This is a genomic window from Mycobacterium sp. 23 (assembly GCF_048287075.1).
In the GTDB taxonomy this organism is placed as follows: domain Bacteria; phylum Actinomycetota; class Actinomycetes; order Mycobacteriales; family Mycobacteriaceae; genus Mycobacterium; species Mycobacterium gordonae_B.
Window position 1 is genome coordinate 5750103 of record NZ_JBLVUX010000005.1, and the last position, 13558, is coordinate 5763660.

9 protein-coding genes are annotated in these 13558 nt (G+C 72.3%); 5 read left to right on the forward strand and 4 right to left on the reverse strand.

The window, feature by feature from the left end:
* Positions 1–60 precede the first annotated feature (60 nt).
* Positions 61–5988: a PE family protein gene (locus ACNQS7_RS27665; protein ID WP_418015054.1), complete on the forward strand. Its 5928-nt coding sequence runs from the start codon at positions 61–63 to the stop codon at positions 5986–5988.
* A gap of 88 nt (positions 5989–6076) precedes the next feature.
* Positions 6077–6787 (forward strand): siderophore-interacting protein, encoded by a 711-nt coding sequence (locus ACNQS7_RS27670; protein ID WP_418015055.1) that lies wholly within the window; start codon positions 6077–6079, stop codon positions 6785–6787.
* Between the two features lie 13 nt (positions 6788–6800).
* Here ACNQS7_RS27670 and ACNQS7_RS27675 read toward each other — a convergent pair whose 3' ends face one another.
* The 3 genes from ACNQS7_RS27675 to ACNQS7_RS27685 form a co-directional block, all read right to left on the reverse strand.
* Positions 6801–7379 (reverse strand): TetR/AcrR family transcriptional regulator, encoded by a 579-nt coding sequence (locus ACNQS7_RS27675; RefSeq protein WP_418015056.1) that lies wholly within the window; start codon positions 7377–7379, stop codon positions 6801–6803.
* A complete protein-coding gene (locus ACNQS7_RS27680) occupies positions 7379–8620 on the reverse strand; it encodes a cytochrome P450 (protein ID WP_418015057.1) in 1242 nt (413 codons plus the stop codon). Before ACNQS7_RS27680 ends, ACNQS7_RS27675 begins: the two co-directional genes overlap by 1 nt.
* 125 nt (positions 8621–8745) lie before the next feature.
* On the reverse strand, positions 8746–10065 hold the full coding sequence (locus ACNQS7_RS27685; RefSeq protein ID WP_418016175.1) for an FAD-binding oxidoreductase: 1320 nt from the start codon (positions 10063–10065) through the stop codon (positions 8746–8748).
* A 195-nt stretch (positions 10066–10260) separates the two neighbouring features.
* On the opposite strand from ACNQS7_RS27685, the gene ACNQS7_RS27690 reads away from it, so the two are divergent.
* Positions 10261–10314 carry a hypothetical protein gene (locus ACNQS7_RS27690; protein WP_418016176.1) on the forward strand — a complete coding sequence of 18 codons (54 nt, stop codon included), beginning with the start codon at positions 10261–10263 and terminating at the stop codon, positions 10312–10314.
* Here ACNQS7_RS27690 and ACNQS7_RS27695 read toward each other — a convergent pair.
* Positions 10311–11543, reverse strand: a complete 1233-nt coding sequence (locus tag ACNQS7_RS27695) for an MFS transporter (protein WP_418015058.1) — start codon at positions 11541–11543, stop codon at positions 10311–10313. The genes ACNQS7_RS27690 and ACNQS7_RS27695 overlap by 4 nt on opposite strands.
* 81 nt (positions 11544–11624) lie before the next feature.
* On the opposite strand from ACNQS7_RS27695, the gene ACNQS7_RS27700 reads away from it, so the two are divergent.
* Positions 11625–12425, forward strand: a complete 801-nt coding sequence (locus tag ACNQS7_RS27700) for a uracil-DNA glycosylase (RefSeq protein WP_418016177.1) — start codon at positions 11625–11627, stop codon at positions 12423–12425.
* A gap of 2 nt (positions 12426–12427) precedes the next feature.
* Positions 12428–13546, forward strand: a complete 1119-nt coding sequence (locus ACNQS7_RS27705; RefSeq protein WP_418016178.1) for an FAD-binding protein — start codon at positions 12428–12430, stop codon at positions 13544–13546.
* The last annotated feature ends 12 nt before the right edge of the window (positions 13547–13558 follow it).

Consider the following 13558-nt stretch of genomic DNA (forward strand, 5'->3'; position numbering starts at 1 on the left):
CGCGTAGAGTTCTGCAACGATCGTGAGCTGTTGGTGCCGTCGAACGCCAGGGGAGCCCGGATGTCCTTCTACTTGATCGCTGTGCCCGAGGCCTTTGCGGCGGCGTCCGCGGACCTGGCCGGGCTCGGCGCGACGATCAGCCAGGCCAACGCGGCGGCAGCCGCGGCAACCACCCAGGTGTTGCCCGCGGCGGCCGACGAGGTGTCCGAGTCGATAGCGCGGCTGTTCGGCGGTTTCGCCCAGGACTATGAGCTGGTCAGCGCCCAGGTGTCGGCATTCCACAGCGAATTCGTGCAGGCTCTGACCGGTGCGGGCAACGCCTACTGGGCGGCCGAGGCGGCCAGTGTCAACCCACTGCAAATACTGGTCGACGACATTCTGCTATTGATCAACGCCCCGACCAGGTTCCTGTTGAACCGCCCGCTGATCGGCGACGGCACCAACGGGGCGGCCGGTACCGGGCAAGCCGGCGGTGCCGGTGGAATCTTGTTCGGCAACGGGGGGAACGGCGGTTCCGGAGCCCCCGGCCAGGCCGGCGGTACCGGTGGCGCGGCCGGAATCTTCTTCGGCAGCGGCGGCGCCGGCGGCGCAGGTGGGACCGGGGCGGCAGGCGGTGACGGGGGCTCGGCCGCCTTCTTGTTCGGCACCGGTGGGACCGGCGGCATCGGGGGCGCCGGCGCAGTCGGGGGCCGGGGCGGTGCGGGTTCGTTCTTCTACGGCGCTGGGGGTACCGGCGGCGTTGGCGGTGCCGGCGCTGCCGGGGGCGTCGGTGGGTCCGCAGGATTCTTCGGCAACGGTGGAGCTGGCGGCGCGGGTGGCGCCGGCGTCACCGGCATCGGTGGTGCGGGCGGTGCCGGCGGCAACAGCGGGGTGATCTACGGCAGTGGTGGAGCGGGCGGAGCCGGCGGGGCCGGCGCGGCCGGCGGTTTCGACGGCGGGTCCGGCGGTTCGGGTGGAGCTGTTGCCGCACTCTTCGGTGGCTCCGCGGGTGACGGCGGAGCCGGCGGGGCGGGTGGCATCGGCGCAACGGGTCCGGGCGGCGGAGTCGGAGGTCACGGTGGCACTGGCGGAGCCGGTGGGATCGGGGGCGCGGTTCAGTCGCTGATCGGGGGAACCGGAGGCGCCGGCGGCGCCGGAGGCCAAGGCGGCCAGGGCGGCACCGGCGGTGTCGGTGTGGGCAACGCGGGTACCGGCGGAACCGGAGGCACCGGTGGAACCGGAGGAATAGCGGGTGCCGGCGGAGCCGGCGGGTTGTTCGGCGCCGCCGGGGCGAGTGGCGCGAGCGGCCAGGGTGGCCAGGGCGGCACTGGCGGTGCCGGCGCGCAGGGGCTGACGAGTACCACGGCGGGCCTGGCCGGCGGCCTGGGTGGAGACGGTGGCGCGGGTGGCCAGGGCGGTGTCGGGGGCGCCGCCATCACCGGCGGTGCCAGTGGCGGTGGCGGTGTCGGCGGTACCGGGGGTGCCGGTGGCCAGGGCGGCACCGGGTTTGCTGATGACGGTTTGGACGCCGCCACCGTCGGCGGCAACGGCGGCACCGGTGGTGCCGCGGGTGCCGGCGGCGGGGCGGGCAGCGGCGGCGGTGGTCTCGCCGGCGGTTACGGCACAGGCGGTAGGGGTGGTGCCGGTGGTACCGGCGGGGCCGGCCTGCAGGGCCAGACCAGTACCACGGCGGGCGTCGATGGTGGTACCGGCGGCAACGGAGCGGCCGGTGGTCAGGGCGGTGCGGGCGGTAATTCCGCTGCCGGTGGCACGGCCGGCGCCGGGGGCGTGGGAGGTACCGGTGGCGCGGGTGGCCAGGGCGGTACCGGGTTTGCTGACGACGGGACCAACGCCGCGACTACCGGTGGCGATGGCGGCACTGGTGGTGCCGCGGGTGCCGGCGGGAAGGCCGGTACCGGTGGCGCGGCGGGGGTGGACGGCGGCTACGGCACGGGCGGTAAGGGTGGCGCCGGAGGCACTGGCGGCGCCGGTCTGCAGGGGCAGACGAGTACCACCGCGGGTGTCAACGGCAGCACCGGCGGCAATGGCGGGGCCGGCGGTCAAGGCGGTGCCGGCGGTGGTTCGGGTACCGGTGGCACGGCCGGCGCCGGCGGCGTGGGCGGTACCGGTGGCGCGGGTGGCCAGGGCGGTACCGGGTTTGCCGATGACGGGACCAACGCCGCGACTGCCGGTGGCGATGGCGGTACCGGTGGTGCCGCGGGTGCCGGCGGGAAGGCCGGTACCGGTGGCGCGGCGGGGGTGGACGGCGGCTACGGCACGGGCGGTAAGGGTGGTGCCGGTGGTACCGGAGGCGCCGGTCTGCAGGGGCAGACCAGTACCACCGCGGGCCTCAGCGGTGGTACCGGCGGCAATGGCGGGGCCGGTGGTCAGGGCGGTGCCGGCGGTGGTTCGGGTGCTGGTGGCACGGCTGGCGCCGGGGGCGTCGGCGGTACCGGGGGCGCGGGTGGCCAGGGCGGTACCGGGTTTGCTGACGACGGGACCAACGCCGCGACTGCCGGTGGTGATGGCGGTACCGGTGGTGCCGCGGGTGCCGGCGGGAAGGCCGGTACCGGTGGCGCGGCGGGGGTGGACGGCGGCTACGGCACGGGCGGTAAGGGTGGTGCCGGTGGTACCGGAGGCGCCGGTCTGCAGGGGCAGACCAGTACGACCGCGGGTGTCAACGGCAGCACCGGCGGCAATGGCGGCGCGGGTGGTCACGGGGGCGCCGGCGGTGGTTCGGGTACCGGTGGCACGGCCGGTGCCGGCGGCGTGGGCGGCACCGGTGGGGCCGGCGGCCAGGGCGGTACCGGGTTTGCCGATGACGGCACCAACGCCGCGACCGCCGGCGGCGCCGGTGGTACCGGTGGTGCCGCGGGTGCCGGCGGCAAGGCCGGTACCGGTGGTGCGGCGGGTGTGGACGGCGGCTACGGCACGGGCGGTAAGGGTGGTGCCGGCGGTACCGGCGGCGCCGGACTGCAGGGGCAGAACAGCACGACCGCAACCTTGAACGGCGGCACCGGCGGCGCCGGCGCGGCCGGTGGTCACGGCGGGGCCGGCGGAAACTCGGGTGCCGGTGGCACGGCCGGCGCCGGGGGCGTGGGCGGGACCGGCGGTGCCGGCGGCAAGGGCGGCGCCGGATTTGGTGATGACGGGGTCAACGCCCCGACCGCCGGCGGCGCCGGTGGTAACGGGGGTGTGGGTGGTGCCGGCGGCGCGATGGGCAGCGGTGGCACCGCTAGCACCGCGGGTGTCGGCGGCGCCGGCGGTGCCGCTGGTGATGGCGGAGTGGGTGGCGCGACGACCATCGCGGGCAAGTCGGGCGGCGCGGGCGGTGTCGGCGGCCAGGGCGGCGCCGGTGGGACCGGCGCCGTCGGCGTCGTCGGAGGCGCGGCGGCCGCCGGCGGAGTCGGTGGGCAGGGCGGGGCAGGCGGCACCGGTGGTGGTGCGGGGGGAGGCGCCACGAACGGCGTCGGCGGCGCCGGCGGTGCCGGTGGTCAGGGCGGTGTCGGCGGTGCGGGATTCGCCGATGACGGCAGCAACAATGCGGGCGCGGGCGCAACCGGCGGGACCGGTGGTGCCGGCGGCGCGGGCGGTGCAGCGGGCAGCGGCGGCGCCGGGGGCGGTGCTGGCACCGCGGGCGCAGGAGGCAAGGGCGGCGACGGCGGCGTGGGCGGAGCGACAACCACCACCGGGCACACCGCTGGTGCCGGCGGCGCCGGCGGAGCCGGCGGTCAGGGCGCTACGGGAGCGACGGGTACGGCCGGCGGCGTCGGGTCTGCCGGTGGTGTCGGCGGGCAGGGTGGCACCGGCGGTGCGGGCGGCGGTGCGGTGGCCGGGGCCACGAACGGCGTCGGAGGCGCCGGCGGTGCCGGTGGCGAGGGCGGAGTCGGTGGCGCCGGCTTCACCGACGACGGTGGCAACAACGCGGGCAGCGGCGGAATCGGCGGGACCGGCGGTGTCGGCGGCGCCGGTGGTGCGGCGGGCAGCGGCGGTTCGGGCGGCAGTGCGGGCGCGGCGGGCGCCGGCGGAACCGGCGGCGTTGGCGGCTTGGGCGGGGCCGCGACCCAGGCCGGGGACGTTGCCGGTGCGGGCGGTGCCGGTGGACAGGGTGGTGCCGGTGGTGTCGGTGCAGTGAGCGCGCCGAGCGCGGCGGGCTCTGCCGGTGGTGTCGGTGGGCAGGGTGGCGCCGGTGGCGCCGGTGGGAAAGCCATGGGGCTTGCTCTCAGTGGTAACGGGGGCATCGGAGGTACCGGCGGCCAGGGCGGTACCGGCGGCGCTGGATTCACCGACGGCGGGAGCAACAACGCGGGCGCCGGCGGAACCGGCGGGGGCGGTGGTGTCGGCGGCGTGGGCGGCGCTGCGGGCAGTGGCGGTATCGGCGGCACCGCGGGCGCGGCTGGAGCCGGTGGTCTGGGTGGCAACGGCGGCGTGGGTGGCGCCACGGCTACCGCGGGTAATACCTCGGGTGCCGGCGGCGATGGCGGCCAGGGGGGTGCCGGCGGTGCCGGCGCCGCGAGCGGGCCCAACGGGACAGGATCTGTCGGTGGTGTCGGTGGACAGGGCGGTGCCGGTGGCACCGGCGGCGGCGCGGTGACCGGTGCCGTCCGGGGCAACGGTGGTATCGGGGGCGGCGGCGGCCAAGGCGGTGCCGGAGGTGCCGGGTTCGCCGATGACGGCAGCAACAACGCAGGCGCCGGCGGCACCGGAGGGACCGGCGGAGTCGGGGGCGCCGGTGGCGCACTGGGCAGTGGCGGGTCAGGTGGCAGTGCCGGGGCGGCCGGGGCCGGCGGCAAGGGCGGGATCGGCGGCGCGGGCGGGGCCACGAATACCAACGGCAACACCGCCGGAGCCGGCGGGCAGGGCGGTGCGGGCGGCGCCGGGGCCGTGGGTGCCACCGGCGCTCCGGGCTCGGCCGGAGGTGGCGGGGGGCAGGGCGGTACCGGCGGTTCCGGCGGTTCCGCGGTATCCGGGGCTACCAACGGCCAGGGCGGTATCGGGGGCGTCGGTGGCCAAGGTGGCGCCGGTGGCGTCGGAGCCAATGAAGGCGGCGGCAACAATGCGGGCTCCGGTGGCACCGGCGGCGCCGGCGGCGTCGGCGGCGACGGTGGTGCGGCGGGAACGGGCGGTTCGGGAGGTAGCGCCGGCGCTGCAGGAGCCGGTGGCAAGGGTGGCGTCGGCGGCCAGGGTGGGGCGACCACTACAACCGGCAACACCGCCGGCGCAGGCGGTGCCGGTGGCGCCGGAGGGTCCGGTGGAATCGGCGCCGTCGGGGCGACCGGCGGGGCGGGGTCGACCGGCGGCGTCGGCGGGCAGGGCGGAGCCGGCGGCACCGGCGGTACCGCGGTCGTCGGTGCCACCAACGGCAAGGGCGGAATCGGCGGGATCGGCGGCCAGGGCGGTGGCGGCGGTGCCGGGTTCGCCGATGACGGCAGCAACAACGCGGGCGCCGGCGGGTCCGGCGGCAACGGTGGCGTCGGGGGTGCGGGCGGCGCGGTGGGCACCGGCGGTTCCGGAGGGGCCGCGGGCGTCGGCGGAGCCGGGGGCCAGGGCGGCGGCGGCGGAGTGGGTGGTGCCACGGTCACCGCCGGCCACACCGCCGGCGTGGGCGGCACCGGAGGCCAGGGCGGCGCCGGCGGGGCCGGGGCAGCCGGCGCGGCCAGCGGCGGAGCCGCCGCGAACGCCGGTCACGGCGGTAAGGGCGGTACCGGCGGTGCGGGCGGAACGAACACGGCCGGAACCGGCGGTACCGGCGGCCAGGGTGGTACCGGCGGCACCGGCGGTACCGGCGGCAATGGAACCGGTGGCAACCTGGGCGGATTCGGCGGCAACGGTGGCTCCGGTGGTACCGGCGGAATCGGCGGAACGGGTTCCAGCGGCAAAACCGGCACCGGTGGCGGTGACGGGGTTGCCGGCAAGACCGGCGACGCCCCGACCGGGGTCGGCAACTCTACGGGAGGCTCCGGCGGCTCCGGCGGCTCCGGTGGTTCCGGAGGTGCCGGCTCTGCCTAGACCCCGGATCGTCGCACCCGGGTTCGATCCAACTGGAATGGTTACCCTAACCTAAGTTGGATGCCATGGTGACGAAGGGTCAGGACAGTTGAGCGAACACAAGACGTCTCGAGGCTTCGCCGGGGCGGTGCTGAAGCTCCTGCGAGCGGGGGATTATCGGCTCACCGTGACCGGTCGGGAAGAAATCAGCGACCACTACCACCGGTTGAGCTTCGAGGGGGGCGGGTTGCTCGCCGCGCACGAGGTGCATCCGACGATGTGGATTCGGTTGTGGTTCGCCGACGGTGACAAGTCGCACCAGCGCGGCTACACGCTGGTCAATCCCGACCCGGACGCCGACACCTTCGACATCGAGTTCGCGCTGCACGACGGAATCGCATCCCATTGGGCGCGGGCGGCCCAGCCCGGCGACATTATCGAAGCGACGGTGATGGGCAGTAAGTTCGCCGTCCCCGATCCGCGCCCGGCCGGGTACATCATCGTCGGCGACTGCGCTTCACTGCCCGCGATCAATTCGCTGCTCGCGGCGATCGGCGATGCTCCCGCCCAGGTGTTCCTGGAGGCCGGCTGCGACGACGACAAGCACCTGCCGGTGGCGCGCAAGGCCGATGTCACCTGGGTGGACCGCAATGGCGGGGCGCTGCTCGAGGCGGTGCGGTCGGCGGCGTGCGACGGGGGCTGTCATTTCGGCTGGGTGGCCTGCGACAGCCGGACCACGCGCTCGGTCGTCAAGGTGCTGCGGGAGGACTTCGGGATTCCGAGGAAATCCATCAAGTCGCAGGCTTATTGGGTGGCCTGATCTGATCACCCGGTCAGCTCAGGGTGGATACCGGCGCCACCACCGGGGCCACGAACTCCTCGATCATCGCCCGCTCGTCGTCCTCGTCGCGGCCGGGGAACATCAGCAGCGAGATGATCACCCGCACCGCCCATCGGGCGCGGCGCTCGATGGTCGACGGGTCGTCGGGCCCCAATGAGCTGATGAACCCGGAAGCCAGCGTGGTGATCACCTGCGACTGTCCGGCCATTTCACCGCCGATCGGCAACCGGCTGGACCCGAACCATGCTGCCAACGCCGGGTTTTCGCGAACCATCCGCAAGGTGGCGGTGATGCTGGCGACCAGCTTCTCCCGCGGATCCTCGATCCGCTCGATCAACGGCAGCAGCTCGCGTCCCAATCGATGCGTCTCGCGGTGCACGTAGGCGGTGCGCAACGACTCCCGGCTGTCGAAATACCGGTACAGCGTCGCCCGGGAACAGCCTGCGGCCCTGGCGATTTCGTTCATGCCGACCGACGCCGGGTCGTGCTCGGTGAACAATTGTTCGGCGGCGTCGAGGATCCGGTCCGCCGCGACCTCGGTGCGCCGCTCACCCAGCCAGTCACCGGCCATCAGGTGCGGACCCGGATCGGAACCGACAGCGGCCGCCGGACGTAGTGGCCGCCGGACCACACGACGTTGGCCGCGTCGACCTCGAACCCCGGGCAGCGGCTCAACAGTTCACCCAGGGCGACCCGCGATTGCATCCGGGCCGCCGCCGACCCCAGGCAGTGGTGTGCGCCGTGGCTGAAGGTCAGGATGTTGCGCGGTCGGCGGGTGACGTCGAGTTCCCCGGCGTTGTCGCCGTATTGGCGCTCGTCGCGGTTGGCCGAACCGTACAGCAGCAGCACCCGCCGGCCGGCCGGGATGGTGGTGTTCCTGATCGTCACGTCGCTCGTGACGGTGCGGGCCAGGCCCTGCACCGGCGAGGTCAGCCGCAGCAGTTCCTCGACGGCGTCGGGGATCAGGTCCGGGTCGTCGACCAGCAGCTGGCGCTGGTCGGGCCGCTCGTGCAGCAAAGGCATTGAGCCACCGAGCATTCCGGTGACGGTGTCGTTGCCTCCGGTCACCATGGTGAAGGTGAAGCCCAGGATCGACAGGATGCCGGAGATGTCACCGTCGGCGCCGAGTCCGGCCGCCACCAGGTGCGAAATCGTGTCGTCCTCCGGTTCGGTGCGGCGTCGCTCGATCAGCGCGGTGAAGTAGGCCATCATGTTCCCGACCGCGTCGCCGACGGTTTCCAGCGCGCCGACGATTCCGCCCTCGGCGGTGTTGGCCGCGACGATCGCCTGGGTCCAGCCGTCGAATTGCGCCCAATCCTGTTGCGGGACACCGAGATAGTGCGCAACGACCATCGACGGCAGCGGTTTGAACAGCTCGGCGACGATGTCGCCCTCGCCGCGCGCCCGGATGTTCTCGATGCGCTCGACGACGAACTCGCGCACCTTGGGTTCGACGGCCTCCACCTGGCGTGGCGTGAAGCCGCGGGACACCAGCTTGCGGAACTGGGTGTGCACCGGCGGATCCTGCATCACCATGGGCGGGTTGTCGCGCAGCCCGATCATGTCCAGGTCGCCGTAGTTGATCGTCAGGCCCTCGGCTGAGGAGAACGTCTCATGGTCGCGGGCCGCCGCCCAGACGTCGGCGTGCCGGGACAGCACGTAGTAGTCGTGGTCGGGGCGTCCCGCCGGCACGACGTGATGCACCGGGTCGCGGTCGCGCAGCGCCCGGTACATCGGCCAGGGGTTCGCCCAGCTCTCGGCGGTGGCCAACTCGAACTTCACCGGGGCCTCGTGAGACATAACCGCAGTCATGTCCTATTGGTACGACACCTCGGCCAACATGTCAACGCCCAGCCGCCGCGCGAGCGTGAAGCTGGTTTCACGTTGGGCGTCGAGCGTGAAGCCAGGTTCACGCTCGACGGGGGCGAAAAAGGCCCTTAGATTCCCGAGCCCGGGTTGAGGATTCCGTCGGGGTCCAGCGCCGCCTTGATGCGCCGGTTCAGGTCCATGACGTCTGGTCCGAGGTAGTCGGCCAGCCACGGCCGCTTCAGCCGGCCGACCCCGTGTTCACCGGTGATGGTCCCGCCCAGATCGACCGCCAAATCCATGATCTCGCCGTAGGCCAGCTGGGCCCGCTCGGCCATCGCCGCATCTGCCGGGTCGAACACCAGCAACGGGTGTGTGTTCCCGTCACCGGCGTGGGCGATCACCGAGATCATCAGGTCCCGCTCGTCGGCGATCCGGGCGATGCCGGTCACCAGGGCGCCCAGCGCCGGCAGCGGCACCCCGACGTCTTCGAGCAACAGCGATCCCTTGGCCTCCACCGCCGGTATGCAGAACCGGCGGGCGGCGACGAATGCCTCGCCCTCATCCGGGTCATCGGTGGAAAACACTTCCGTCGCGCCATGTTCGGCGAAGACCGCGGCCATCAGCTCGGCGTCCTCGGTGCCGGCGCGCCCGCGTTCGTCCGAACCGGCCACCAGCATCGCGGCCGCCGACCGGTCCAGGTCCATCCGCAAGGTGTCCTCGACCGCGTTGATGGCCACCTGGTCCATGAACTCCAGCATCGACGGCCGCAGCCGCGCGCTGACCCCGAGCACCGCGTCCACCGCCGACTCGACGGAGGCGAAGCTGGCCACCACGATGCTTGACGCGTTCTGCGCCGGCAGCAGCCGCAGCGTCACTTCCGTGACGATGCCCAGCGTTCCCTCGCTGCCGACGAACAGCTTGGTAAGAGAAAGTCCCGCAACGTCTTTCAACCGGGGTCCGCCTAGCCGGACGGCCGTGCCGTCGGCCAGCACCACCTGCATGCCCAGCACGTAGTCGGTGGTGACGCCGTACTTCACGCAGCACAGGCCGCCGGCGTTGGTGGCGATGTTGCCGCCGATGCTGCAGATCTCGTACGACGACGGATCCGGCGGGTACCACAGCCCGTACGAGGCGGCCGCCTTCTTCACCTCGGCGTTGAACAGACCCGGCTGACACACCGCGGTGCGGGTCACCGGGTCGATGGTGATGTCGCGCATCTTCTCGGTCGACAGCACGATTCCGTTGTCCACCGCCGTCGCCCCGCCGGACAGGCCGCTGCCCGCGCCGCGGGTCACTACCGGCACCTTGTGCGCCGCCGCCCACCGCACCACCGTCTGCACCTCGTCGGTGTGCCGCGGCCGGACCACGGCCAGCGGCTTGCCCGCCGACGGGTCCAGCGCTCGGTCCTGCCGGTAACCCTCGGTGACGGCGGGATCGGTGACCACCATTCCCTCGGGCAGTTCGGCGATCAGCGCCTCCAGCAAACCGGTACTCACCGGAACGATCCTACGGCCGCGCAAACGCGCTGAGCGCGGCAGCCGAGCGACTTGAACGACACTCAAAGACCGCGAGGGGAACCTCACCGCGAAATTCGCGTCTGGATATCGCAGCCAGGTTCCCCTCGCGGTCCTGGGCAGCGCGGTGTGCTCACCGACGAGGAATTCGAGCAGCAGAAGCGCCGGATCCTGGGTCCCTAGACGGGCGAGGGCACCCGGTCCAGCTCCCGCAGCGACGGCAGCCGGATACAGAACACCCCGGTGACCAGGATCGGCAGCGCCAGCGCGAGAAACGCCACGTGCAAGCCGGCGGCATCGGTCAGCGGCCCGGCCAGCAACAACCCCAAGGGGCCTGCCGCATAGGCCAGCGACGTCATCACCCCGACCGCCCGGCCCCGCAGATGTGCCGGCGCCCGCGTCTGGATCATGTAGGCGTAGATCGGCTGAATCGGCCCGTAGACCAGACCCACCAATCCGACCAGCAGCAGAATGACGGGTAACGGCGGCAACAGTGCGATCACGGCCGCCGCCACACCGAGGGTGAGCACCGCGGTCAGCATGATGGCGCGCCGCGAAAACCGCTTGACCAGTGCCACATAGCCCAGCGCACCGACCAGGCCTCCCAGCGACAGCGCCATCAGCACCGTGCCCAGCTGACCCGGTTGGTGGCGGTCGCTGAAGTACTTGGGAAACAGCACGCTCTCCATCGGCAGGTACAGCGCCGTGACGGTGAGGTCGATCAACGCCAGTGTGCGCAGTACCCGCAGGCTCCAGACGAAGCGCATGCCCTCGGAGATCCCCGACCACAGGCCGTCGGGCCGCGATTCGTGCACTGGCTTGCCGGCGCCGTCCAGCCGCAGCAGGGCGATCGCCACGATGGACAACCCGAATGCCCCGGCGGTGATCCACATCGTGTTGACGCCACCCACCGTGGCGATCATCAGGCCACCGATACCCGGACCGACCATGAAAGCAAGGTTCAGGATCGCCTCATAGACGCTGTTGACCCGGTCCAGCGACCAGCCCGCCCGGGCGGCCGCCTCCGGCAGCATCGACTGGCGGGCGGTGATCCCGGCCGGGTCGAAGGCGGCCGCACACGCGCCCAAAGCTGCCAAGACGGCCACGTTGACCGCCTCGGTGCCGTACGCCCAGGCGATCACCGGGACGGCGGCCACCGCGCAACCCGACAGCGCGTCGGCGACCATCGACACCCGCCGGCGACCGAAGTAGTCAACCGCCGTCCCCGCCAACAGGGTGGAGAACAGCAGGGGCAGCGTCGTCGCGCCGGCCACGATCGACGCCTGACCCGCGCTGCCCTGCCGCTGCAGCACCAGCCAGGGGAAGGCGACGATCGAGATGCCATCGCCCGCACACGCCAACAGGGTGGCGAACAGGAGCAGAAATGCCGGGCCGCGGCTTTTTTCGGTCATGGGATATCGCGGCTGAATCTAGCGCCAAAGCCACAACCGAAACCACCGATTTTCCCGGCCGGGCAGGATGGTCGTGTGCTCATGCATCCCAATACCGGGCAGAGTTACGCGTCGCCGGTGCCGCCGGGGTCCGGATGGCCGGGTGACCGGGCGACGCCGAGGACACCCGTGGCCGCCGACGTCGCCGGCGTCGCGGCGCTGGCGAACACCGCGAAAACGATCGCCGAGCTCGACGCCGACATCAGCGTGTGCCGGGCCTGCCCCAGGCTGGTCACCTGGCGCGAGGACGTCGCGTTGGCCAAACGGCGCGCCTTCGCCGACCAGCCGTACTGGGGACGTCCGGTGCCGGGCTGGGGGTCGGAGCGGCCGCGGCTGTTGATCGTCGGGTTGGCCCCGGCCGCGCACGGGGCCAACCGGACCGGCCGGATGTTCACCGGCGACCGTTCCGGCGACCAGCTCTACGCGGCCCTGTACCGGGCCGGAATGGTGAACCAACCCACCAGCGTGGATGCCGCGGACGGGTTGCGCACCAAGGACATTCGGATCGCGGCGCCGGTTCGCTGTGCGCCACCGGCCAACGCCCCGACGCCGGCGGAGCGGGACACCTGCGCGCCCTGGCTGGACGCCGAGTGGCGGCTGGTGGCCCCGTACGTCCGGGTGGTGGTGGCGCTGGGCGGGTTCGCCTGGCAGATCGCGTTGCGGCTCACCGGCGGGGCAGGCAAGCCGAAATTCGGCCACGGCGCCGTCGCCGAGCTGCCGTCGGGCGCGCGGCTGCTGGGCTGCTACCACCCGAGCCAGCAGAACATGTTCACAGGTAGGTTGACTCCGGCAATGCTCGATCAGGTTTTCCAAGACGCGAAGAAGCTGGCAGGAATCAAGTAATGGTGGAATCGGTCCTGGTGTCCGGTGCCAGTGTGGCGGGTCTCACCGCCGCGTACTGGCTGCAGCGCAATGGCTATGCGGTCACGGTGGTGGAGCGCTATCCGGGTTTGCGGCCGGGTGGTCAGGCGATCGACGTGCGCGGCCCGGCGCTCGAGGTGCTCGACCGGATGGGTCTGCGGAACGCGGCCGAGAACTGCAAGACGAACATCCGGGGATCCTCGGTGGTCGACCGGGACGGCAACCTGCTGTCGGAGGACACCGAGGCGACGCCGACGGGTGGGCCGATCAACAACCCGGACATCGAGCTGCTGCGCGACGACCTGGTCGGATTGCTGTACGACGAAACGAAATTGAAGACCGAGTTCCGGTTCGACGACACCATCGACACGCTGGAGAACCTCGGTCCCGCGGTCAACGTCACCTTCGAGAATTCCGATGCCCGCAGCTTCGATCTGGTGATCGGCGCCGACGGCCTGCACTCCAACGTGCGCCGGCTGGTGTTCGGTCCCGAAGAACGATTTATCAAGCGGCTCGGCACATTTGCGGCGATCTTCACCGTGCCGAACTTCCTGGACCTGGACTACTGGCAGAAATGGCATTACGGCGACTCCAGCATGGCCGGAATCTACAGTGCGCGCCGCAACTCCGAGGCGCGGGCGATGCTGGGGTTCATGGACCCCGAACTGCGAATCGACTACCGCGACACCGAAGCTCAGTTCGCCGAATTGGAACGGCGGATGGCCGACGACGGCTGGGTCCGACCGCAGCTGCTGGAACTCATGCGTGAGGCACCGGATTTCTACTTCGACGAGATGTCGCAGATCGTGATGGACCACTGGTCAATCGGGCGGGTTGCGCTGGTCGGCGACGCCGCGTACTGCGCCTCGCCGCTGTCCGGCCAGGGCACCAGCCTCGCGCTGCTGGGTGCGACGGTCCTGGCGGGGGAACTCAAACTGGCCCGCCTCGACCACGGGCTCGGATTCGCCAACTACTTCAAGCGGTTTCAGCCGTACACGCAGCGCACCCAGTTCCTGGCCAGCGACAGCATTCCCGGCGGTGCGCCCATCTCCCAGGAGCAATTCGACATGATCGTCAACTCCTTCACGCTGCTGAACTACTGAGCCGGGGAACAT